The sequence below is a fragment of the Staphylococcus sp. McC-251-APC-3A2 genome (genome assembly GCF_009695665.1).
Classification (GTDB): Bacteria; Bacillota; Bacilli; order Staphylococcales; family Staphylococcaceae; genus Staphylococcus; species Staphylococcus cohnii.
On the sequence record NZ_VUNO01000001.1, the window covers coordinates 228,744 to 252,961 of the forward strand.

The 24,218-nt window shown below is 32.4% G+C and carries 27 protein-coding genes; all 27 read left to right on the forward strand.

The window, feature by feature from the left end; genetic code table 11:
- The 27 genes from recD2 (at nucleotide 1) to FYJ81_RS01320 (ending at nucleotide 24,218) form a co-directional block, all read left to right on the forward strand.
- On the forward strand, nucleotides 1-2,388 hold the full coding sequence (gene recD2 / locus FYJ81_RS01190) for an SF1B family DNA helicase RecD2 (RefSeq protein WP_107384959.1): 2,388 nt from the start codon (nucleotides 1-3) through the stop codon (nucleotides 2,386-2,388).
- A gap of 299 nt (nucleotides 2,389-2,687) precedes the next feature.
- A complete protein-coding gene (gene alaS, locus FYJ81_RS01195) occupies nucleotides 2,688-5,318 on the forward strand; it encodes an alanine--tRNA ligase (protein WP_107384958.1) in 2,631 nt (876 codons plus the stop codon).
- A 67-nt stretch (nucleotides 5,319-5,385) separates the two neighbouring features.
- Nucleotides 5,386-5,646, forward strand: a complete 261-nt coding sequence (locus tag FYJ81_RS01200) for an IreB family regulatory phosphoprotein (RefSeq protein ID WP_019469413.1) — start codon at nucleotides 5,386-5,388, stop codon at nucleotides 5,644-5,646.
- A gap of 3 nt (nucleotides 5,647-5,649) precedes the next feature.
- Nucleotides 5,650-6,078, forward strand: a complete 429-nt coding sequence (ruvX, locus tag FYJ81_RS01205) for a Holliday junction resolvase RuvX (protein WP_019469412.1) — start codon at nucleotides 5,650-5,652, stop codon at nucleotides 6,076-6,078.
- A gap of 16 nt (nucleotides 6,079-6,094) precedes the next feature.
- Nucleotides 6,095-6,421, forward strand: coding sequence for a DUF1292 domain-containing protein (locus tag FYJ81_RS01210; protein WP_107384957.1), 327 nt, complete (start codon nucleotides 6,095-6,097; stop codon nucleotides 6,419-6,421).
- A 722-nt stretch (nucleotides 6,422-7,143) separates the two neighbouring features.
- On the forward strand, nucleotides 7,144-7,785 hold the full coding sequence (locus FYJ81_RS01215) for an O-methyltransferase (RefSeq protein ID WP_107384658.1): 642 nt from the start codon (nucleotides 7,144-7,146) through the stop codon (nucleotides 7,783-7,785).
- Nucleotides 7,782-8,705 carry a peptidase U32 family protein gene (locus FYJ81_RS01220; protein ID WP_107384657.1) on the forward strand — a complete coding sequence of 308 codons (924 nt, stop codon included), beginning with the start codon at nucleotides 7,782-7,784 and terminating at the stop codon, nucleotides 8,703-8,705. Before FYJ81_RS01215 ends, FYJ81_RS01220 begins: the two co-directional genes overlap by 4 nt.
- Before the next feature lie 14 nt (nucleotides 8,706-8,719).
- Nucleotides 8,720-9,988, forward strand: a complete 1,269-nt coding sequence (locus FYJ81_RS01225) for a peptidase U32 family protein (protein ID WP_107384656.1) — start codon at nucleotides 8,720-8,722, stop codon at nucleotides 9,986-9,988.
- Nucleotides 9,988-10,611 carry a uridine kinase gene (gene udk, locus FYJ81_RS01230; RefSeq protein ID WP_019469407.1) on the forward strand — a complete coding sequence of 208 codons (624 nt, stop codon included), beginning with the start codon at nucleotides 9,988-9,990 and terminating at the stop codon, nucleotides 10,609-10,611. The genes FYJ81_RS01225 and udk overlap by 1 nt, the downstream gene beginning before the upstream one ends.
- Nucleotides 10,612-10,636: 25 nt before the next feature.
- Complete coding sequence (greA, locus tag FYJ81_RS01235) at nucleotides 10,637-11,113, forward strand: transcription elongation factor GreA (protein WP_019469406.1); 477 nt, start codon at nucleotides 10,637-10,639, stop codon at nucleotides 11,111-11,113.
- Nucleotides 11,114-11,397: 284 nt separating this feature from the next.
- Nucleotides 11,398-12,129 carry a 5-oxoprolinase subunit PxpB gene (gene pxpB, locus FYJ81_RS01240; protein ID WP_107384655.1) on the forward strand — a complete coding sequence of 244 codons (732 nt, stop codon included), beginning with the start codon at nucleotides 11,398-11,400 and terminating at the stop codon, nucleotides 12,127-12,129.
- Nucleotides 12,119-13,126 carry a biotin-dependent carboxyltransferase family protein gene (locus tag FYJ81_RS01245; RefSeq protein WP_107384654.1) on the forward strand — a complete coding sequence of 336 codons (1,008 nt, stop codon included), beginning with the start codon at nucleotides 12,119-12,121 and terminating at the stop codon, nucleotides 13,124-13,126. The genes pxpB and FYJ81_RS01245 overlap by 11 nt, the downstream gene beginning before the upstream one ends.
- The gene (locus tag FYJ81_RS01250) at nucleotides 13,126-13,560 is read left to right on the forward strand and encodes an acetyl-CoA carboxylase biotin carboxyl carrier protein (protein ID WP_107384653.1); all 435 of its coding nucleotides are present in this window, start codon (nucleotides 13,126-13,128) and stop codon (nucleotides 13,558-13,560) included. The genes FYJ81_RS01245 and FYJ81_RS01250 overlap by 1 nt, the downstream gene beginning before the upstream one ends.
- A gap of 20 nt (nucleotides 13,561-13,580) precedes the next feature.
- Nucleotides 13,581-14,939 (forward strand): acetyl-CoA carboxylase biotin carboxylase subunit, encoded by a 1,359-nt coding sequence (locus FYJ81_RS01255; RefSeq protein WP_107384652.1) that lies wholly within the window; start codon nucleotides 13,581-13,583, stop codon nucleotides 14,937-14,939.
- Nucleotides 14,939-15,697 carry a 5-oxoprolinase subunit PxpA gene (gene pxpA, locus FYJ81_RS01260; protein ID WP_107384651.1) on the forward strand — a complete coding sequence of 253 codons (759 nt, stop codon included), beginning with the start codon at nucleotides 14,939-14,941 and terminating at the stop codon, nucleotides 15,695-15,697. Before FYJ81_RS01255 ends, pxpA begins: the two co-directional genes overlap by 1 nt.
- Before the next feature lie 3 nt (nucleotides 15,698-15,700).
- Nucleotides 15,701-16,933 carry an NRAMP family divalent metal transporter gene (locus tag FYJ81_RS01265; protein WP_154409228.1) on the forward strand — a complete coding sequence of 411 codons (1,233 nt, stop codon included), beginning with the start codon at nucleotides 15,701-15,703 and terminating at the stop codon, nucleotides 16,931-16,933.
- A 295-nt stretch (nucleotides 16,934-17,228) separates the two neighbouring features.
- Nucleotides 17,229-17,915 (forward strand): 5'-methylthioadenosine/S-adenosylhomocysteine nucleosidase, encoded by a 687-nt coding sequence (mtnN, locus tag FYJ81_RS01270; RefSeq protein ID WP_107384649.1) that lies wholly within the window; start codon nucleotides 17,229-17,231, stop codon nucleotides 17,913-17,915.
- 18 nt (nucleotides 17,916-17,933) lie between these two features.
- Nucleotides 17,934-18,461 carry a YqeG family HAD IIIA-type phosphatase gene (locus FYJ81_RS01275; RefSeq protein WP_107384648.1) on the forward strand — a complete coding sequence of 176 codons (528 nt, stop codon included), beginning with the start codon at nucleotides 17,934-17,936 and terminating at the stop codon, nucleotides 18,459-18,461.
- A gap of 9 nt (nucleotides 18,462-18,470) precedes the next feature.
- On the forward strand, nucleotides 18,471-19,568 hold the full coding sequence (gene yqeH / locus FYJ81_RS01280; protein WP_394859704.1) for a ribosome biogenesis GTPase YqeH: 1,098 nt from the start codon (nucleotides 18,471-18,473) through the stop codon (nucleotides 19,566-19,568).
- 12 nt (nucleotides 19,569-19,580) lie between these two features.
- Entirely contained in the window at nucleotides 19,581-20,378 is a 798-nt protein-coding gene (gene aroE, locus FYJ81_RS01285; protein ID WP_107384646.1) for a shikimate dehydrogenase, read from the forward strand.
- Between the two features lie 12 nt (nucleotides 20,379-20,390).
- Entirely contained in the window at nucleotides 20,391-20,681 is a 291-nt protein-coding gene (gene yhbY / locus FYJ81_RS01290; protein WP_019469395.1) for a ribosome assembly RNA-binding protein YhbY, read from the forward strand.
- Entirely contained in the window at nucleotides 20,681-21,253 is a 573-nt protein-coding gene (nadD, locus tag FYJ81_RS01295; RefSeq protein ID WP_107384645.1) for a nicotinate (nicotinamide) nucleotide adenylyltransferase, read from the forward strand. The genes yhbY and nadD overlap by 1 nt, the downstream gene beginning before the upstream one ends.
- On the forward strand, nucleotides 21,243-21,827 hold the full coding sequence (gene yqeK / locus FYJ81_RS01300; protein WP_107384644.1) for a bis(5'-nucleosyl)-tetraphosphatase (symmetrical) YqeK: 585 nt from the start codon (nucleotides 21,243-21,245) through the stop codon (nucleotides 21,825-21,827). Before nadD ends, yqeK begins: the two co-directional genes overlap by 11 nt.
- On the forward strand, nucleotides 21,828-22,181 hold the full coding sequence (gene rsfS / locus FYJ81_RS01305; protein WP_046208128.1) for a ribosome silencing factor: 354 nt from the start codon (nucleotides 21,828-21,830) through the stop codon (nucleotides 22,179-22,181).
- 2 nt (nucleotides 22,182-22,183) lie between these two features.
- Nucleotides 22,184-22,909, forward strand: coding sequence for a class I SAM-dependent DNA methyltransferase (locus tag FYJ81_RS01310; protein ID WP_107384643.1), 726 nt, complete (start codon nucleotides 22,184-22,186; stop codon nucleotides 22,907-22,909).
- A 49-nt stretch (nucleotides 22,910-22,958) separates the two neighbouring features.
- The gene (locus FYJ81_RS01315; protein ID WP_226953476.1) at nucleotides 22,959-23,675 is read left to right on the forward strand and encodes a helix-hairpin-helix domain-containing protein; all 717 of its coding nucleotides are present in this window, start codon (nucleotides 22,959-22,961) and stop codon (nucleotides 23,673-23,675) included.
- Nucleotides 23,676-23,756: 81 nt separating this feature from the next.
- Nucleotides 23,757-24,218: a ComE operon protein 2 gene (locus tag FYJ81_RS01320; RefSeq protein WP_019469390.1), complete on the forward strand. Its 462-nt coding sequence runs from the start codon at nucleotides 23,757-23,759 to the stop codon at nucleotides 24,216-24,218.

The window sequence follows — 24,218 nt, forward strand, 5'->3', positions numbered from 1 at the left end:
ATGGATAACCCTACATTATTTAATAATTCAATGATTAAAGGTACTGTAGATGCTATCTTGTTTCAAAACAAAGACAATTTTTATACTGTTTTAAAAGTAGATACGATAGAATCTAATGAAGAATTTGATTCTATGCCTACAGTTGTAGGGTTTTTTCCAGAAATTGCTGAAGGCGATGTTTATACTTTTAAAGGACAAGTCGTTTCACATCCTAAATATGGTAAACAGTTAAAAGCTGAAACGTTTGAAAAAGAGTTGCCTCAAACAAAAGAAGCTATAATTAGCTATTTATCTAGTGATTTATTTAAAGGCATAGGTAAAAAAACGGGCCAAAATATTGTAAACACACTTGGAGAAAATGCAATTTCAGATATTTTAAATGATTCATCTATTTTAGAAAAGGTACCTAGTTTGCCAAAGAAAAAGCAAAAACAAATTGCTGAACAAATTGCGAGTAATCAAGAAACAGAGCAAATCATTATTCGATTACATGATTTAGGGTTTGGGCCTAAACTCGCGATGGCAATCTATCAAGTTTATTTAGGCGATACACTCAATATTGTAGAAAACAAACCCTATCAATTGGTTTACGACGTGAAGGGTATCGGATTTAACAAAGCAGATACTTTAGCACGAAATGTAGGTATTCAATATAACGATGATGAGCGTTTAAAAGCTGGTTTATTATATGTATTAGAAGAAGAATGCATTAAGCAAGGACACACATACTTGCCGACACAAACTGTATTAGAAATGACACAAGAAATGTTGTCTCAACCACCTAATGAAGTGATTGAGCATCAACAGTTAGAAAATATGATTCAAGTCCTTGTTGAAGATACAAAATTAGTAAAACAAGAAAGTGAAATAGCAATTCCTAGTTTATATTATTCAGAACTTAAAAGTGTTCAAAACTTATATCGTAATTACACATATACGAATAAATTAAAAGAAATAGAACAATCTGAATTACAATTAGAAATTGGTGAAATAGAACAACGTAATCAGGTTACATATGCTAATTCTCAAAGAGAAGCGTTACAAACTGCAATCAATACTAAAATTATGCTGTTAACTGGCGGTCCAGGAACAGGAAAGACGACTGTGATTAAAGGTATTGTTGAATTATATGCAGAAATACATGGTTTATCTTTAGATTATGATGATTATCAAAACGATGACTATCCCGTTGTACTAGCAGCCCCGACAGGAAGAGCTTCAAAACGGTTGGCTGAATCTACGGGATTGGAAGCTATGACTATACATCGGTTAATAGGTTGGAATCAAGACACACAACCAGAGGATATTTTAGATAATGAGATTTCAGCGAAATTAATTATTATAGATGAAATGTCAATGGTCGACACTTGGTTATTTCATCAATTCCTTAGTGCCGTCCCTATAGATGCTCAAGTCATATTAGTAGGTGATGAAGACCAATTACCTTCTGTAGGCCCAGGTCAGGTTTTTAAAGATCTCATTGATTCTAAAGTAATTCCCAGAGTGAATCTAACTGAAGTTTACCGACAACAAGATGGATCTAGTATCATAGAATTAGCACATAGAATGAAATTGGGTGAACCTATTGATATTACACAAAGATTTCACGATCGTAACTTTATCAACTGTTCAACAGATCAAATACCTTCAGTAGTTGAAAAGGTGGTTTCAAGCGCTGTAAATAAAGGTTATGATATGAGTGATATACAAGTATTAGCTCCGATGTATAAAGGTTCAGCTGGTATAAAAAAATTAAATACTGTATTGCAAACAATTTTAAATCCTAAAGAGAAAGAAACACGTGAAGTTGAATTCGGGGATGTTGTCTTTAGAAAAGGAGATAAAGTACTACAACTAGTAAATAGACCAAGTGATAATATATTTAATGGTGATATTGGAGTGGTTGTTGGTATATTTTGGGCAAAAGAAAATGCCTTAAATAAAGATGTGATTGTCGTTGATTTTGACGGAAATGAAATTACTTTTGTAAAGCAAGATTTATTGGAATTAACACATGCATATTGTACGTCTATTCACAAATCACAAGGTTCCGAATTTCCAATCGTTATTATGCCTATGGTTAAGCAATATTTTAGAATGTTGCAAAAACCAATATTATATACTGGACTAACAAGAGCTAAGCAATCACTGGTATTTTTGGGGGACCCACAAGCTTTCGAAATCGGTTTAAATACACATGGCCAAGTGAGAATGACACAGCTTTGTACGTTCTTAAAAACGTATTTTAATAATGATGATCGTAAAGATGAAGATGAAGTTAATGCTACATTTGATTCGACGACTGTTTTAACAGAAGAAAATATATATAAAATTAATCCTATGATTAATATGGGAGATATTTCGCCATATGATTTTGTTGAACATTGACAACGTAGGTTAAAGTAAATACAATATAATTGATTGTGCATAAAGATGAGTAAACTATGGTAGTCGACAAGAGATGTACTGGCTGGTGAAAAGTACAGATAGCATAGTTGAAAGCTACTTTATGTTAAATAATAAATATACTTATTTAAAGTGATAAGCGAAATTAGTAATCATTATTAATGCTTATAACTAGGGTGGTACCGCGAAACGTTCGTCCCTTTTGATAGGATGGACGTTTTTTATTTTCTTTTTTATCAAATAACTGATATAACTTGAGTTGAGATGGAGGAATTTTAAGTATGAAAAACTTAAAAGCAAGTGAAATTAGACAGAATTTTATTGATTACTTTGTTGAACAAGGGCATATGGTTGAACCTTCTGCACCATTAGTACCTATAGATGATGATTCTTTACTATGGATTAACTCTGGTGTTGCGACATTAAAAAAATATTTTGATGGCAGAGAAACACCTAAAAAGCCTCGTATTGTTAATTCTCAAAAAGCTATAAGAACCAATGACATTGAGAATGTCGGCTTTACAGCTAGACATCATACTTTTTTTGAAATGTTAGGTAATTTTTCAATTGGTGATTATTTTAAAAAAGAGGCTATTGAATTTGCTTGGGCATTTTTAACGAATGAAAAATGGATGGCTATGGATCCAAAACGATTGTATGTAACGATACATCCTGAGGACAAAGAAGCCTATAAAATATGGAATGAAGACATAGGTTTAGAAGAGAGTAGAATTATTCGTATAGAAGGAAATTTCTGGGATATCGGAGAAGGACCTTCAGGCCCTAATACTGAGATATTCTATGATCGCGGTGATCAATTTGGACAAGATGATCCTGCAGAAGAAATGTATCCAGGTGGTGAGAATGAAAGATTTTTAGAGGTTTGGAATTTAGTATTTAGTGAATTTAATCATAATAAAGATCATACGTACACACCATTACCAAATAAAAATATTGATACTGGTATGGGGCTTGAAAGAATGGCATCTATAGCGCAAAATGTTCGTACAAATTACGAAACTGATTTGTTTATGCCAATCATTAATGAAGTAGAAAAAGTTTCAGGTAAAAAGTATCTTGAAAAAGATACTTATGATGTAGCATTCAAAGTCATTTCTGACCATATACGCACGATTTCATTTGCAATTGCTGATGGCGCATTACCAGCAAATGAAGGACGAGGTTATGTGTTGCGTAGGCTTTTACGTCGTGCTGTAAGGTTTAGTCAATCATTAGATATTAATGAACCATTTATGTATAAATTGGTTGATATCGTTGCAGATATCATGGAACCTTATTATCCGAACGTTAAAGAAAAAGCTGATTTCATCAAACGCGTGATCAAATCGGAAGAAGAACGTTTCCATGAAACACTGGAAGAAGGTTTAGCGATATTAAATAATTTAATTGCAAAAGCAAAATCAACGACAAATGAAATCAGTGGTAAGGATGCATTTAAATTATATGACACATATGGTTTTCCAGTTGAACTTACTGAAGAAATTGCAACACAAGAAAACCTTTCTGTTGATATGAATACTTTTGAAGATGAAATGCAAAAACAACGTGATAGAGCTAGACAAGCCCGTCAAAACTCTCAATCTATGCAAGTACAAAGTGACATATTGAAAAAAGTAACAACAGAGAGTCAATTTGTAGGTTATGATGTCATGGATCAAAAAACGTTTATTACCGATATCATTTATAATGGAGATTTCGTAAACGAAGCTGAAGCTGGAGAAATCATTTACTTTATTTTAAAAGAAACACCATTTTATGCAGTGAGTGGTGGACAAGTAGCAGATGAAGGTACAATAAGTAATGAACAGTTCGAAATCAAAGTTACTGAAGTAACCAAAGCACCTAATGGACAAAATTTACACAAAGGTGAAATTCAATTTGGAACTGTTAAAAAGAATGACGAAGTGCTTGCTAGTGTAAACCATGTTGAACGAAGAGATATTAAAAAGAATCACAGCGCCACACATTTATTACATGCGGCATTAAAAGAAGTACTTGGAGATCATGTCAATCAAGCAGGTTCACTTGTTGAAGCGGAGAGATTAAGATTTGATTTCACGCACTTTGGACCTTTAACTCAAGATGAAATAGATCACGTTGAGCGAAGAGTTAATGAAGAAATTTGGAATAGTATAGATGTGAATATACAAGAAATGCCTATTGCTGAAGCTAAAAAATTAGGTGCGATGGCATTATTTGGTGAAAAATATGGCGATGTCGTTCGAGTTGTCAATATGGCACCTTTCTCCATTGAATTATGTGGAGGTATCCATGTTAATAATACTTCTGAAATAGGTTTGTTTAAAATAGTGAGTGAATCGGGTACAGGTGCTGGTGTGAGACGTATAGAAGCATTTACTGGAAAATCAGCATTTCTATATTTAGAAACAATACAAGAACAATTTAATGCGGTGAAAGCACAAGTTAAAGTGAAATCAGATGATCAAGTTTTAGAAAAAGTTATCCAAATGCAAGCGGATGAAAAAGAATTATCTAAGCAACTTGAACAAAGAAATAAAGAAATCACTACACTGAAAATGGGTGATATTACAAATCAGGTAGAAGAAATTAATGGATTTAATGTACTTGCAACTGAAGTTGAAGTCGCAAACGCAAAAGCGATTCGTGAGACAATGGATGACTTTAAATCTAAGTTGCAAGATGCTATTATAATTTTAATCAGTAACATAGATGGCAAAGTGTCTTTAGTAGCTACAGTACCAAAAGAATTAACAGATAGTGTAAAAGCTGGTGACATTATTAAAAACATGGCACCAATTGTAGGTGGTAAAGGTGGCGGCCGCCCAGACATGGCTCAAGGTGGGGGAACTCAACCTGAAAACATAACAGAATCATTACGTTTCATTAAAGATTACATTAAATCTCTATAAGTTCTACGTTTAGTAATGTAGAATTAACAATAAGTACTTTTTAGTCGATACGAAGGAGTGTTACAAAATGGAAAACTTTGATAAAACAATGAAATTTAATTATGATGAAATTCCAAAAGAAGATGTCAAAACAGTACTTCAAAATGTCTATAACACGCTGAATGAACGTGGCTACAACCCTGTAAATCAAATTGTCGGTTATTTATTATCAGGTGATCCTGCGTATATTCCACGTAATAATGAAGCTAGAAACCAAATTCGTCGTATTGATCGCGACGATATCATGGAAGAATTAGTTTCAAATTATTTACAAGAGAACTCAAAGTAATTAATGCTAAAACATAAAATTTTAGGTTTAGATGTAGGAAGTAAAACTGTTGGCATTGCTATAAGTGATCTCATGGGTTGGACAGCCCAGGGATTAGATACACTCCATATAAACGAAGATAAGAATGAACTAGGTATAGACAGACTAGTAACGATCATAGAGAAAGAAAAAGTTGGTACTGTTGTCATAGGTTTGCCAAAGAATATGAATAATTCTATTGGATTTCGAGGCGAAGCTTCGTTACAATACAAGGAGCAACTTCAGGAAGCATTGCCATCTGTAGAGATAATCATGTGGGATGAGCGTTTAAGTACCATGGCTGCAGAACGTTCTTTACTTGAAGCAGATGTTTCTAGACAAAAACGAAAAAAAGTAATAGATAAAATGGCTGCAGTATTTATATTACAAGGCTATTTAGATTCTATACAATAAAAAGGAGCGTTTTATAATGACTGAACATAACCATGAATCTGAATTAGAAATTAACAACCAAGAGGAATTATTAACTTTATTTGATGAAGATGGAAACGAAGTACTTTATCGAAAAGTATTAGAATTTTTCCATCCTGAATTCAAAAAAGAATATGTGATTCTTGCTGAAGAAGGTGCAGAATCAGATGATGATGATTTAATCGAATTAGTACCAATGATTAATGAGCCTGATGTAGATGGCGAAGGCGGAAAATTTTTACCAGTTGAAACTGATGAAGAATGGGATATGATTGAAGAAGTCGTTAACACTGAAATGGACGACCATGATCATAACCATGAATAATATTTGGACAACACTAAAAATACGCATTGATATTTAAAGTGTGAATCTGAATTACAAATTGATTCAATATTGTTTACACTTTGTCTTAGGTGACAATGTGTTTTTACCACTAATTTTACAAAAGCTAATGTGTAAAAATTCTGGTCATTATGTATTAATATCACGTTATCAAGCTGAAATTTTTAAATTTCAGCTCATACTGTCGACAAAGTTTCTGACTTTGTTGGCAGTTTTTTGTATTCATTATGTCGGGTGCTAACTCTTTCTGAAATCTGAGACTAGTGTTTTTTTACTCCAAGAGACAACACAAATCACTACAATATTTTACGCAAAAATTGTAATATATAACCATTGCACAATTGTGGTGTTTATTCTGTTAGATAATTTAATCGATAAAAGAGATAAAAACATAATAATTTCGATTTTTGTATTAGTTTCTTATACGCATTTATTATGTGAAGTTGATGTAATATTCAATATAGCTATATAAACAAGTTGGTTATCACAATTTACACTTATAATATATATGCCTTTGTGGTAAAATATATAAAGTTAAAATTAAATTTATGAGATAATTTCAAAGAATTATATAAAAAGTAGTTCGTAATATAAGAACATATAGCCGTTGTTATTAATTGAAATACAATCAGTCACAATCATTGACTGATTTATTTTATTTGTCAAAAACACTTTGAAATATTTACATTGAAGGAAGTTTTGAAATGGATAATAATCAATCATATTTATTAGAATTGCACAAAGAGAATGATATTGCTATAGAACAACTTAGACCATATGCTGTGGAACATCATGTTCCAATCGTGGATAGGCTAACTTTAGATATGATTAAACAACTGATCAGAATACATAAACCCAAGCGTATTTTAGAAATAGGCACTGCAATTGGCTATAGTAGTATGCAATTTGCTTCTGTTTCTAAGGATATAAAAGTGGTTACCATTGAGCGTGATGTCGATATGCAATTAAAAGCCAAAGAAAATTTTGCAAAATTTGGATATCATACGCAAATAGAGTTAATTGAAAAAGATGCCTTAGAAGCTTTTGAAAACATCCAACATGAATCATTTGATATGATATTTATTGATGCTGCGAAAGCACAATCAAAAAAGTTTTTTACTTTGTATGAGCCTTTACTCAAAGAAGGTGGAATAATAGTTACAGATAACGTTTTGTATCATGGTTTTGTTTCAGATATTGCTGTAGTGAGAAGTAGAAATGTCAGACAAATGGTAAAAAAAGTACAAGAATATAATGAATGGCTGATGGTTCAACCTCGTTTCACAACTAATTTCTTAAATATAGATGATGGTCTAGCTATTTCGGTTAAAGGAGAATCAAAATGACAGAATTATTAGTAACGCCAAAATCTGTTAAACATATTGAGGCATTAATTGAAAAAGGTGCAGATGCTTTTGTAATCGGTGAGCAAAAATTTGGTTTAAGATTAGCAGGAGAATTTAAAAAAGAAGCATTGGTGGAAGCAGTGACATTAATACATAATCATGGGAAAAAGGCCTATGTGGCAGTAAATGGTATATTTCACAATTATCATTTAAATGCGCTGAAAGCATATATTGACTTTTTACATGAGATAAAAGTTGACCGTATTATATTTGGTGATCCAGCGGTAGTTATGTATGTAAATGAACAAGAAAACCCAATTCCATTAAATTGGGATGCAGAAGCATTAGTCACAAATTATTTTCAATGCAACTATTGGGGAAAAAAGGGGGCGCAACGCGCGCAACTAGCTAGAGAATTAAGTTTAGATGAAATATTAAATATAAAACAACATGCAGATGTAGAGGTTGAAGTACAAGTACATGGTATGACTTGCATGTTCCAATCAAAACGCATGTTATTAGGCAACTATTTTACTTTCCAAGAAAGACAAATGAAAATTCATCGAAACAAAGTAGCTAATGAGTTGTTATTATATGATGAAGAACGAGATAACAAATATCCTGTTTTTGAGGATTACAATGGAACACATATTATGTCGCCCAATGATATATGTTTGATTGAAGAGTTAGATCAACTTTTAGCAGCCAATATTGATGCATTCAAGATTGACGGTGTATTACAAACTGAAGAATATATCAATGTTTGTACAGAACAATATAGAGAAGCTATTGATTTATTCAATGAAGATCCAGAGGCTTATGATGATGAAAAATTTATGCTCGTAGATCCGATCGAAGCTATTCAACCTGAGCATCGTCCGTTTGATGAAGGATTCTTGTATAAGCAAACAGTCTATTAAGGGAGGTTTAAATAATGAAATTATTAGAAAAAGTTGAAGGCAATACTAATAATAAGATTAAAAAACCTGAACTACTCGCTCCAGCAGGTAATTTAGAAAAACTCAAAATAGCAGTACATTATGGTGCAGATGCAGTATTTTTAGGTGGACAAGCGTATGGTTTAAGGTCCAATGCGGATAATTTTACGATGGAAGAAATCAAAGAAGGTGTGACATTCGCACAGCAATATGGGGCAAAAATTTACGTTACGACTAATATTATTGCACATGATGAAAATATTGCAGGTTTGGATGAATATTTAAAAAATTTAGAGTCAGCCGGTGCCACTGGTATTATTGTTGCGGATCCACTTATCATTGAAACATGTAAGCGCGTAGCACCGAACTTAGAAATTCATTTATCAACACAACAATCACTTTCAAATTATAAAGCTGTAGAATTTTGGAAAAATGAAGGTTTAGATCGTGTAGTATTAGCACGTGAAACAGGTGCTATGGAAATGAAGGAAATGAAAGACAAAGTAGATATTGAAATTGAATCATTTATTCATGGCGCAATGTGTATTGCGTATTCTGGTAGATGTACATTAAGTAATCACATGACAGCTCGAGATTCTAATAGAGGTGGTTGTTGTCAAAGCTGTAGGTGGGATTATGACCTATTGGAAATTGATAAAGATGGTGATTTAGATTTATATTATGATGAAAATGCAGTGACACCTTTCGCAATGAGTCCAAAAGATTTGAAACTTATTGAGTCAATCCCTAAAATGATGGATATTGGTGTGGATTCACTTAAAGTTGAAGGACGCATGAAATCAATACACTACATTGCAACTGTTGTATCTGTATATCGCAAAGTCATCGATGCTTATGCAGAAGATCCTGATAATTTTAAAATTAAGCCAGAATGGTTAGCTGAGCTGGAAAAATGCGCTAACAGAGACACTGCTTCTGCATTTATTGAAGGCACACCTGGTTACGAAGAGCAAATGTTTGGGCAACAAAATAAAAAGAACTCAGCTTATGATTTTTGTGGATTAGTCCTTGGTTATGATGAAAAAACCAAACTCGCTACGATTCAACAGCGTAATAAATTTGAGCCTGGAGAAGAAATAGAGTTTTTTGGTCCTGAAATTGATACATTTAGACAAGTTGTTGAAACTATTTATGATGAAGAAGGTAACAAACTTGATGCTGCACGACACCCATTGCAAATTGTGCAAATTGAAGTTGATCATCCAATTTATACCAACAACATGATGAGAAAGGAAATTGGATAATGAAACGTACGACTATTATTGGAATCGCTGGTGGTTCTGGTTCAGGTAAAACATCAGTCACAAACGAAATTATGAAAAATTTAGAAGGCCATAGTGTTGCATTATTAGCACAAGACTATTATTATAAGGACCAATCGCATTTAAGTTTCGAAGAACGTTTAGAGACCAATTATGATCATCCTTTTGCTTTTGATAATGACTTATTAATAGAAAATTTAAACGATTTGAGAAATGGTAAACAGATTGAAGTACCAACATATGATTATACAAATCATACTAGAAGCGATGAAACGATTGCATTTAAACCAAAAGATGTTATTATCGTAGAAGGCATATTTGCGCTTGAAAATAAAACGTTAAGAGATTTAATGGATGTCAAAATTTATGTTGATACTGATGCAGATTTACGAATCTTACGTCGCTTACTTCGCGATACAGAAGAAAGAGGTCGTACAATGGATTCTGTTATAAATCAATATCTAAATGTAGTTCGACCAATGCATAATCAATTTATAGAACCTACAAAAAGATATGCAGATATTATCATTCCCGAAGGTGGAAGTAATAAAGTTGCGATCGATATAATGACGACAAAAATTCAGACTTTAGTAAGTAAACAATAGTATTTTAGTAAAGGAAGATGACAATATGGAAAACCAAAAACAATACCCTATGACGCAAGAAGGTTTCGAAAAGCTAGAAAATGAACTTGAAGAGTTAAAGACAGTTAAGAGACCAGAAGTCGTTGAAAAAATAAAAGTAGCTCGTTCATTCGGAGATTTATCTGAGAACTCTGAGTATGATGCTGCTAAAGATGAACAGGGATTCATCGAACAAGACATACAAAGAATTGAGCATATGCTACGTAATGCACTTATAATTGAGGATACAGGTGACAACAATCAAGTACAAATTGGTAAAACTGTAACTTTTGTAGAATTACCAGGTGAAGATGAAGAAGAATACCAAATTGTTGGATCTGCAGAATCTGATGCATTTAATGGTAAAATCTCAAATGAATCACCAATGGCTAAAAGTTTAATAGGTAAAAAATTAAACGAAGAGGTTCGTGTTCCACTACCAAATGGTGCAGAAATCAATGTAAAAATTGTAAATATCAAGTAATATTAAAATCCCCTTAACAACTAATGTTAGGGGGATTTTACACTTTATAAATAAAAATATATACTTATCTTCAACTATTTGATAAATTTATATCATTGATACAATTATTGAAATATTAAGATAATTTAGGGTTAATTTGTATTTAACAATAGTAGTTTATTATCACCAATTATAACTATTTCTAATTAAACATAGTGCGTTAGTTAATGATACAATTATAATGTTGTACACATATTAATGTTTAAAAAATAGTTTAATGTATATAATACAAAGGGGGAAAAGTGTTGGAATATAAATTAATCAATGAAGAGACAATTATGATTTACTTTGAACAACAAATTGATCCTTCGACATTTAAGGAAGTACAAAAAGTTGAAAAGTACATTAAAGATCAGCAACATGAAGCTATTATTGAAGTGATACCTTCTTATCGCGCAATTATGCTACATATAGATATTACTAAACAAAGTTTAGCGAAAGTTGTTAATGAACTGAAACTAGAACAATTAAACAAACTGGATTTTGATGAAAATTTAAATAAAGTAAAAACCATTAGTTTACCAGTACTTTATGGTGGTAATTATGGCCCAGATATTCAAGAAGTAGCTACACATAATCAATTATCAATAGAAGAAGTAATTAAGTTACATACAGAGAATACATATTTAATTTATATGCTTGGATTTATGCCAGGTTTTCCATTTTTAGGAGGATTAAATTCAAAGTTAGCTACTCCTAGAAGAGAAGAACCAAGAACAAGTATTCCTGCAGGTTCAGTTGGTATTGCGAATAATCAAACAGGATTATATCCAAAACAATCTCCAGGAGGTTGGCAAATCATCGGTCGTACACCAATTACGGTATTTGATATTTTAAGAACGCCTATGTGTTTATATGAATCCGGAGACTATATAAAATTCTATTCTATAGATGAATCTACGTTCGAACAGATTGTTGAAGCACAACAAGGTGAATTTGATATTGAGAAATGGGTGAAAATTCAATATGAGTATTAAAATTATTAATCCAGGTTTATTTAGTACGATCCAAGATTTAGGAAGAATCGGCTATCAAGACCAAGGATTTTCTACTGCAGGTGTTTTGGATCAATATGCTTATAGAACTGGGCTAGCGCTAATTGGTAATGAAGGGCCAGCGATTGAATGTACAATTATTGGCCCAACGATTGAATTTTTAGAAGATAATACGTTTGTATTAATAGGTGCTGAGTTTAACGCAACCGTTAACGATGCAACTATTGATGAATCTACTGTAATAGCAGTAAAAAAAGGCGACGTTTTGAAAGTTGGACAAGTCACTAATGGGGCAAGAGGATACTTATTATTTGGTAAACCTTTGAAAATTCAAAAAGTTGCAAATAGCTATGCTACTCATACACGAAGCCAAATTGGTGGTTTTAAAGGGCGTTCATTAAAATCTGGTGATGTAATAGAGTGTAAAAAAAATCATTCGTATACACGTAACCTTGGTTTGAGTTTACTTACTGATGTCGCAGAGGTTAAAGAAAACACTATTCAAATCATTGAGGGTCCTCAAATTGAAAGCTTTAGCCAAGAAGCGCAAGAAAAGCTAGTAGCCAATGAATTTAAAATATCAGAAAAATCAGACCGCATGGGTTATCGATTACAAGGTGAAACGATTTCACCAAACACATCGGCAGATATAATATCAGAACCTGTTGCCTTAGGCAGTATACAAGTTCCAAATGATGGTAATCCTATTATTTTATTAAATGATAAACAAACAGTAGGTGGCTATACAAAAATAGCAACCGTTTGTGCATCTGATTTACATAAATTAGCTCAAATGCAACCCAATGATACGATTCGTTTTGAATGGACCACAATCGATGAAGCAGTTAAAAAATTAGAACAACAAGAAGAAGCATTTAAAAATACAATCAAAAATATTTATGAGCAACCTATTTTTGATGTTACGCAATTGAGAGATACATCTATACGCATTAATCATTTATTGAAAGGGGAATTATAATGAATTTTGAAAAAGTAGAACAATTAATTAAAATTGTAAAAGATAACGGGGTTAAAAAATTTAATTATAAAGATTATGAAAATGAAATAACTATTGATTTTACAGATAATACATCTGCATCACCTGCGCAACAACAATTAGCTTCAAATAATGAATCAACTTTAAATGAGCAAGGTATATCAAATGAAGAACAATCAAATCAGGCTGTCAAATCACCTATGGTCGGTACGTTTTATTTACAAGATGAAAAAGAATTAACAAATCCACTCATTCGTGAAGGTGATGAAATTAAAAAAGGAGATACCATTGGTTACATAGAAGCGATGAAAGTAATGAATGAAGTAAAAAGTGATGTGGATGGTGTTGTAGACACAATACATGTCAATCACGGTTCAAATGTTGAATATGATCAAACGATTATAACTGTGAAATAAGTTTAAAGGGGGTATTTGAATTGTATCGTTGTTTAATTGCAAATAGAGGAGAAATTGCTGTAAGAATTATTCGCGCATGTAGAGAAATGGATATTGAAACTGTGGCTATCTATGCTTTAGGGGATGAGTCAAGTCTACATGTAAGTTTAGCTGATCAAGCGATATGTATTGGAGAAGCCAATGCTTTGGATAGCTATTTAAACCAAGACAGAATTATTAGTGCTGCAAAAATAAGTGGTGCAAATGCAATACATCCAGGGTATGGTTTTTTATCAGAAAGCACTTCATTTGCTAAAAATGTTGAAGAAAATGGTATTTATTTTATAGGGCCAACTGATCAAACCATGGAAATGATGGGTGATAAAATAACAGCACGACAAACAGTTGATCAAGCGAATGTACCAATCATACCTGGTTCTACTTCTGCAGTAGAGACAATCGAAGAAGTTAAAGAAATAGCGCATGACATTGGTTATCCACTTGTATTAAAAGCTGCCAGTGGTGGTGGCGGTAAAGGTATAAGAATTGTCAAAGCTGAAGAAGCTTTGGAAAAGTCGTTTAAGGAAGCAAAAAGTGAAGGACAAAAATATTTTAATGATGATCGCGTATATGTGGAAGCATTTATACCTGTAGCTAAGCACGTGGAAGTACAGGTGCTAGGAGACGGTAAAGATAATTACATACACTTAGGTGAGCGTGATTGCTCAGTTCAGAGAAAAAATCAAAAATTAATTGAAGAATCACCTTGTGCTGCATTATCCGATAATATGAGAGCATCTATGTGTAATGATGCTGTAAAAGTGGCTAGAGCATCTAATTATAGAAGTGCAGGTACTATCGAATACTTAGTGACAGAAGATGCTTATTACTTTATTGAAATGAATGCGCGAATTCAAGTTGAACATACAGTAACTGAAATGAGAGCGAATCGTGATTTACTACACGCTCAGCTTTATTTAATGAAGCATGGTTCATTACCATTCAACCAAGACGAGGTACTATTTGATGGACATGTCATTGAAGCGAGAATCAACGCAGAAAATCCTCAGAAAGGATTTCAACCTTCTCCAGGCAAAGTAAAAGCATTACATTTGCCACAAGGATTTAACGTACGTATCGATAGTTTGCTTTATCATGGTTATACGGTATCACCAAATTATGATTCGCTAGTAGCGAAAGTTATCGTAAAAGCACCTAATAGAGCTTCAGCAATAAACAAATTAAAAGTAACATTGGATGAAATGGTAATTGATGGTTTTACTACAACAGCTGATTTCTTATATGCAGTTTTATCATATCCACAATATGCCAATGGTGATGCAAAAGATGTAGATATTAAATTCTTAGATAGACATCAAATAATTAAGGAGGAAGCATAATGAAAGTTGATTTGAACTGTGATTTAGGTGAAGCTTTTGGAAATTATTCATTCGGTGGAGACGATCAAATTATTCCGTTAATTACGTCAGCAAACATTGCATGTGGTTTTCATGCTGGTGACCAACATGTCATGAATCAAACGGTAGAATTAGCTAAAGCAAATGGTGTTGGTATAGGTGCACATCCTGGTCTTCCAGATTTACAAGGATTTGGCCGTAGAAATATGGACTTGTCACCGAAAGAAATTTATGATATCGTCATTTACCAGCTCGGTGCATTAAGTGGATTCTGTAATGTTCACCAAGTTAAAATAAACCACGTAAAACCACATGGTGCACTGTATCAAATGGGTGCACGTGATAAAGCAATCGCACATGCGATTGCTCAAGCTGTATATGATTTTGATGAATCATTAATTTATGTTGGATTATCAAATACACTACTTGTTACAGAAGCGCAAGCTGTTGGTTTAACTACTGCTTCAGAAGTGTTTGCAGATAGACGTTATGAAGATGATGGTCAATTAGTGAGTAGAAAAGAAAGTGATGCTTTAATAACTGACACAGAAGAAGCTATTGAACAAGTTGTCAAAATGGTTAAATCACAAAAAGTAATTACGAAAAATAACAAGGAAATTGATATTCAAGCAGATACAATTTGTGTTCATGGAGATGGTGAACATGCACTAGAATTTGTTACAAAAATAAGAGAAAGATTATCGAAAGAAGGCGTTTCTATATCTAAGCTGGGAGGCTAACACATGGGAGAAAAATTAAAAACAGAATCGAAGGATTTTGAATTTACAAAAAATCATAAAAGGTTATTATTAGGTTCTGTATTCTTAATGGCTACATCTGCAATTGGACCTGCATTTTTAACTCAGACAGCAGTATTTACTGCGCAGTTCACTTCAAGTTTTGCTTTTGCAATTTTATTATCAATATTGATTGATATAGGAGCGCAAATTAATATTTGGAGAGTGTTGGTCGTCACAGGTAAACGTGGTCAAGAAGTAGCTAATGAAATATTTAAAGGATTGGGTACTTTTATATCGATATTAATTGCAATAGGTGGACTCGCATTTAATATTGGTAATATTGCAGGTGCTGGATTAGGATTAAATGCAATTTTTGGCTTAGATGTAAAGATTGGTGCAGCTATTACAGCAGTATTAGCAATACTTATTTTTGTAAGTAAAAGTGGTCAAAAAATTATGGATTTTGTCACGATGTTTTTAGGTGTTTTAATGATTGTGGTTGTTGCATTTGTAATGTTTAAAGCTAACCCGCCTTATGCTGACGCAGCTAAACATCTTGTGATGCCGGAACAACCTTTAGCACTTGTTTTACCTATTATCACATTAGTGGGTGGAACAGTTGGCGGTTATATTACATTTGCTGGTGCACATAGAATATTAGATTCTGGCATCCGTGGTAAGCATTATTTGCCATTTGTAAACAAAGCGGCTATTTCAGGAATATTAACAACAGGTGTGCTTAGAGCATTATTATTCTTAGCGGTACTTGGTGTAGTCGTTACGGGCGTAACTTTAAATGATACAAATCCACCAGCTTCAGTATTTGAGCATGTATTAGGACCAATTGGTCGAAATATATTTGGTGTTGTATTATTTGCTGCAGCAATGTCTTCAGTTATTGGATCAGCATATACAAGTGCGACTTTCTTAAAAACATTGCATAAATCGATCTATAATAAAACAAATATTATTGTAATTTCATTTATAGTCATTTCAACTTTTGTTTTTCTATTTTTAGGAAAACCAGTAACATTATTAATCGTTGCAGGTGCTTTAAATGGACTTATCTTACCTATTATATTAACGACAATACTTATTGCTAGTAAACGAAAATCAATCGTAGGGGATTATCATCATCCAACATGGATGCTTTGGTTTGGTATTTTAGCTGTTTTAGTCACAGTTGTTACAGGTATATATTCACTGCAAGGATTGACACAATTAATAGGTAGTTAACAATATCATTATAGTTACAAAGTAACCATTCTCTAGTTCTTATGCTTATAATAAGGACTTAGAGAATGGTTTGTTTTATAGTTATACTTACATTAAATAAACATTGTCATTTCCTATTAAAATAAGAACAATGTATTTACATGTTAAATCAAATTGATAATGCGAAAATTTACATAAATTTCTTACGATAAATAATGAAATATAAATTTGATATAAATATGATTCAATCGTCGAGCTATCAGTTTAAATGTGGTAGAATAACTAAGGTTAGGATTTTAAATTGAGGTGAATAACAATGATCGGTATTATTGGAGCTATGGATGAAGAAGTAGCAATCTTAAAAAATAAACTTGTGAATTTAGAAGAGATTAATATTGCACATGTATATTTTTACAAAGGTTATATAAATGATAAAGCAGTCGTATTAACTCAAAGTGGCATTGGTAAAGTAAATGTAGCCATTTCAACAACATTATTAATTGAAAAGTTCAAACCTGATTTAATTATTAATACAGGTTCTGCAGGTGCATTGGATAAATCATTAAATGTTGGTGATATCGTAGTAAGCGATATGGTTGCTTATCATGATGCTGATGCTAGAGCATTTGGTTATCAGTTAGGACAAATCCCACAAATGCCTGAACAATTCGTAGCAGATAAATCATTGATTGACAAAGCGACACAAGTAATTACAAATCAACAACTAATTGCTAAGGTAGGCTTGATTGTAAGTGGTGACAGTTTTATTGGTACAAAAGACCAACGAATGAAAATTAAAACAAATTTCCCTCAAGCGATGGCTGCAGAAATGGAAGCAACTGCAATTGCACAGACTTGCTATCAATTTAATTTACCATTTATTATCACACGTGCAATATCAGATTTAGCAGATGGAGACGCTGGTATCACATTTGATGAATTTTTAACAAAAGCAGCAAAATCTTCTAGTACAATGGTAGAAAATTTAATTAAAAAAATATAAAAAAGGTGAATTGAAATAATGGGTATAATAAAGAAATACTTTATGCCAAATGAATATGTGCAATCTATTTTTCAAATTGATATAGATAAGCTTGCAGAATCTGGCGTAAAAGGTATCATTACTGATTTAGATAATACACTAGTGGGATGGGATGTTGCTGATCCTACAGAAGCAGTTAAAACTTGGTTTGAAGAGGCAAAACAAAAAGGCATTACGATTACAATTGTTTCTAATAATAATGAAAAAAGAGTTGGTAGTTTTTCTAAATCATTAAAAGTAGATTATATTTTTAAAGCAAGAAAACCAAGAGGGCGTGCATTTGATCGTGCAATGCATTCTATGAGTTTAGATCCATCAGAGATAGTGGTAATAGGTGATCAAATGTTAACGGATGTATTTGGTGGTAACAGACGTGGCTTATTTACTATTATGGTAGTACCTGTCAAACAGACAGATGGCTTGATTACTAAATTTAATCGTCTTATTGAACGCAGATTATTACAACATTTTAGAAAAAAAGGATATATAAAATGGGAGGAAAATTGATTGAGTGAAGTGGATGTATTGAAATGTATAGGTTGTGGTGCACCTTTACAGTCTGAAGATTCTGATGCACCGGGTTATGTTCCAGAACATAACTTATTTCGTGAAGATGTTGTGTGTAAAAGATGTTTTAGACTAAAAAATTATAACGAAGTTCAAGATGTAGGTTTAGATAGCGATGACTTTTTAAATTTACTTAATGGCTTAGCAGATAAAAAAGGAATAATAGTAAATGTTGTGGATGTATTTGATTTTGAGGGTTCATTTATCAATGCAATTAAACGTATCGTCGGCAACAAAAAAATTATTCTTGTAGCGAATAAAATAGATCTTTTGCCAAAACAAATAAATAAACGTCGTGTAAAAGAATGGTTGAAGAAAACAGCTAAAAAATATGGACTTGATGCTGAAGATGTCGTGCTTATTTCAGCAGACAAAAATGAAGGTATTGAAAATCTATTAACTTCTATTAACAGTATCAGAAACGATGAAGACGTATATATTGTAGGAACTACAAATGTAGGTAAATCAACTTTAATTAATAAATTAATAGAACGTAGTGTAGGAGAAAAAGATGTTGTTACAACTTCAAGATTTCCTGGTACAACCTTGGACATGATTGATATTCCACTTGATGAAACGACGTTTATGTATGATACACCAGGAATTATTCAAGCGCATCAAATGACACATTTAGTATCTGAACATGAACTTAAAACAATTATGCCTAGAAAAGAAATTAAACAACGTGTTTATCAGCTTAACGAAGGACAAACATTATTTTTCGGTGGACTTGCACGTATAGACTATATTAGTGGCGGAAAAAGACCGTTAGTCTGTTACTTTTCTAATGATTTAAATATTCATAGAACAAAAACAGAAAAAGCTAATGAATTATGGCGAAATCAATTAGGATCTGTATTAGCACCACCTCATAATCCTGAAAATTTTGATTTGAGAAATGTTAAAGCCGTAAGGTTAGAAACTGGTAAAGAAAAACGTGATGTAATGATTTCTGGATTAGGCTTTATCACGATAGACGCAGGTGCAAAAGTCATTGTACGCGTGCCAAAAAATGTTGATGTTATTTTAAGAAATTCAATTATGTAAGGTGTGTAAAATATGAAATATGCAGTAATAGGCCACCCAATTGATCATTCTTTATCTCCAGTGATGCATAATGCTAATTTTGAATCTTTAAATTACAATGCAGCATATGAAGCGATTAATATTCCTGAAGATAAATTCCATCTAATAAGAGAAATTATTTCAGATAAAGCACTTTCTGGTTTTAATGTAACAATTCCGCATAAGGAACGTATTATACCTTTTTTAGATGAAATTGATGAACAATCAGAAACTGTAGGTGCCGTGAATACGGTTAAGATAGAAGATGGTAAATGGATTGGTTATAATACAGATGGTATCGGTTATGTTAAAGGCTTGCAACGCGTGTATCCAGATTTAAAACATGCCTATATCTTAATTTTAGGTGCAGGCGGTGCTAGTAAAGGCATTGCGAATGAATTAACTAAGTATGTACAACCCAAACTTACTATTGCAAACAGATCTTTGGACAGATTTGAACAATGGAATTTGAATGTAAACAAAATTCGATTATCTGATGCTGAATTAGCATTATCCGAATTCGATATTATCATCAATACGACACCAGCAGGAATGAACACAAATCAAGAAATACCAATTAGTTTGAAGCATCTAGAGTCTGATACGTTAGTGAGTGACATTGTGTATGTACCCTTTAAAACACCAATCTTAGAACAAGCTGAAGTCCAAGGTAACCCAATCTATAATGGCTTGGATATGTTTGTTTATCAAGGTGCAGAAAGTTTTAAAATATGGACAGATACAGAACCGGACGTGCAAGTTATGAAACGCACAGTTTTAAATTATTTATAAAAGGAGCATTTTATGTTAACAGGTAAACAAAAGAGATTTTTGAGAAGTAAAGCACATAATGTTGACCCAACTTTCCAAATCGGAAAAGCTGGTGTTGGTGAAAATATGATAGAACAATTAAATGATATTTTAGAAAATAGAGAATTAATAAAAATACATGTATTACAAAATAACTTTGAAGACAAAAATGATTTAGCGCAAACTTTAAGCGATGCAACTCATAGTGAAATTGTTCAAGTAATCGGGTCTATGATTGTCTTGTATAAAGAATCACAAGATAATAAACAAATTCAATTGCCATAATGTCTAAAACGATAGTCTTATATGGTGGGCAGTTTAACCCGATTCATACAGCTCACATGGTTGTTGCTAGCGAAGTGAATCATGTTATTAAACCAGATTTGTTTTACTTTATTCCAAGTTATATGTCACCGCTCAAAGCGCATGATGATTACTTAGATGCGAAATATAGAATTGATATGATCCATTGTGCAATTAATGAACTTGGGTTTGGATCTGTTTATTTAGACGAAGTCGAACGCAAGGGACAAAGTTACACGTATTTTACAATTAAACATATTTTAGAAAAACATCCCAATGCTAAACTATATTTTGTTATAGGTACTGACCAGTATATTCAGTTAGAAAAGTGGTATGAGATTGAAAATTTGAAATCAATGGTAACCTTTGTAATTGTGAATCGTGGTAAAGCAAAGCAAGAAGTTTCAAATAATATGATAGCAATTAATATTCCACGCATAGATATAAGTTCAACACTCATCAGGGAAAGAGTAAAACAACATAGTAATATTCAAACGCTGGTGCCTCAAAGTGTAGAGAAATATATCAGAGAGGAAGGATTATATGAAATTTGATGAAGCTGTCTCCCTAGTTAAAGACAAATTACCTGAGAAAAGATATAATCATTCACTAAGAGTAGCAGAAACTGCTGTTAAATTAGCTGAACAGTATGATGGGGATAAAGATAAGGCAGAACTCGCAGGTATATTACATGATTATAGCAAGTACGATGATTTGGGATCTATGTATCAGATTGTTAGACAAAATGATTTGGATAGCAACTTGTTGAGTTACGGATCAGAAATCTTACACGGTCCAGTTTGTGCAGTTATAATGGAGCAACAATTTGGTGTAAACGATGAAGAAGTATTACTTGCCATTAAAAATCATACAACTGGTCGTGCTCAAATGACCAAAACAGAAAAATTAGTTTTTATCGCAGATTATATTGAGCCTGGTCGTCAAACCCCAGGCGTTGAAGAAATTAGAGATTTAGCATACAATCAAGGTAGCTTAGATAAAACCATTTATGAAATATCTAAGCGAACTGTTTTATATTTAATCACGAAAGATATTACCGTTTATGATGCCACGATTGCTTGCTTGAATTATTACAATTATAGTGACGAAAGAGTAAAGGATGATTAAATGAAATCAGATCAATTATTAAATTTAGCTGTCAATGCAACTGAGAATAAAAAAGCAGAAGATATTATTTCTTTAAATATGCAAGGTATTAGCGATATGACTGACTATTTTATCGTATGCCACGGCAATAATGAAAGACAAGTTCAATCCATTGCACGTGCAGTTAAAGATGCTGCAAATGAAGCGGAAATCGAAGTAAAACGAATGGAAGGCTTTAATGAAGCAAGATGGATTTTAATTGACTTGGCCAACGTAGTAGTACACGTATTCCATAAAGATGAACGTGATTATTACAACTTGGAGAAATTATATCGTGATGCACCATTAGAATCTTATGGACAGGCAGTTTATTAATAATGGCTCAATATGAAGAAATGAGCTATTACTATGATCAATTAACTTTAGATCAGCCATACGAATCATGGCTTGATATTGTAAATTATTATGCTAAAAACAAATCAACTATCTTAGATATTGGTTGTGGTACAGGCAGTTTCACTTCAAAATTAAACGACTTTGATAATATAACGGGTATGGATTTAAGTGTTGATATGCTTTCGATAGCAATGCAAAAATCCAGTGAAGTGAATTGGATAGAAGGTGATATGACTGAATTCGACCTTAACCAACAATTTGATGCAATAACCATTTTTTGTGATTCTTTAAATTATTTAACAGAATATGGAGATGTGTTATCCACTTTTCAGCAAGTATATCATCATCTAGAGCCGAATGAGGGTGTATTTATGTTTGATGTCCATACTGAACACAAGATGAATACATTATTCAATAATCAAAGTTATATTGATGAAACAGAAAATGTATTTTTAGCTTGGGAAGCGATTCGTGGCGAAGAACCTTTAAGCGTATGGCATGATATGACATTTTTTATAAAACAAGATGATAACTTATATAAAAGATTTGATGAGTCACATTACCAAAAGACTTATTCAAAAGATGTTTACACTAAAATGTTAGAATCATGTGGTTTTAAACATATAACGACATTTGTTGATTTTGAATTTGAAAACCAGAATGATAATCAAGAAGGAGAGCGCTTGTTCTTCATTGTTAAAAAATAAAAAAGTAAAATCACTCCTTTATGCGTGTAAACTATAAAGGAGTGATTTTTTGTTACCATTATGGGAATTGTTTAAAGAAAGATTTAGTCAATTTAATTCTACAATAAAGGTTTGTGTTATGCTATTTATAATAGTGACTGTAGCCATAACTTTATCATTTTTGATGAACCGTGATAACGAACAAATGAAAAAAAATAATGATATAGCACCAATAGAATTGCCCGAGCATAACCAACCCATACCAAATGAAAAAAATGAACATTCATCGAATAAAACTGAAACACAAAGCAATGACCATACCAAAGATTCATTTGTTTATGTTGATATCAAAGGTGCGGTAAAATATCCAAATGTTTATAAAATGAGAAATAATGATCGAGTTAAACAGTTGTTGGATAAAGCAATCGTTTCAGAACATGCTGATTTAACGAACATTAATTTATCAGAACGATTAATAGATCAGAAAATGATATATATTCCTGAAAAGGGGGAACACACTCATTTACAAGCTCAGAATCAATTGAATAAAAGTGAAACCGCCATAAATTTTTCAGAAAAAAAGGATGCTGATGGTGCAACAGTAAATTTAAATACTGCATCAGAAAGCGAGCTTACCAGTATACCTGGAATAGGGAAGGTCAAAGCTAAAGCAATCATTGAATATCGTGAGCAAAATGGTAATTTTAAATCTATTGATCAGTTGAAAGAAATTAATGGATTCGGTACTAAAACAATAGAAAAATTAAGTTCATATTTAACAATCTGAAATTTTGTTGTAATTTTTCGAAAATCGATTTAATCTATAAATATCACATTAAAAATTTACATAAATTGGAGGTTTAGTATCATGGATCGTATTAAATGGGAAGAATACTTTATGGCGCAAAGTCATTTATTAGCGCTGCGTTCTACATGTCAAAGATTGTCTGTAGGAGCAACGATTGTAAAAGATAATAGAATTATAGCCGGAGGGTATAATGGTTCTGTGTCTGGAGAAGTACATTGTATTGATGAAGATTGCCTGCTGGAAGATGGTCATTGCATTCGCACGATACACGCAGAAATGAACGCATTGCTACAGTGCGCAAAACAAGGGGTGTCAACAGAAGGGGCAACGATTTATGTTACACACTTTCCATGTTTGAATTGCACAAAGTCAATTATTCAAGCTGGTATTAAAACGATTTATTATGCTGAAGACTATCATAATCATCATTATGCTTTAGATTTGTTAAAACAATCAGGTATTGTGTATAAAAAAATTCCATTTAATCAAGAACACGTAGCACAATATTTAATCAATAAATAA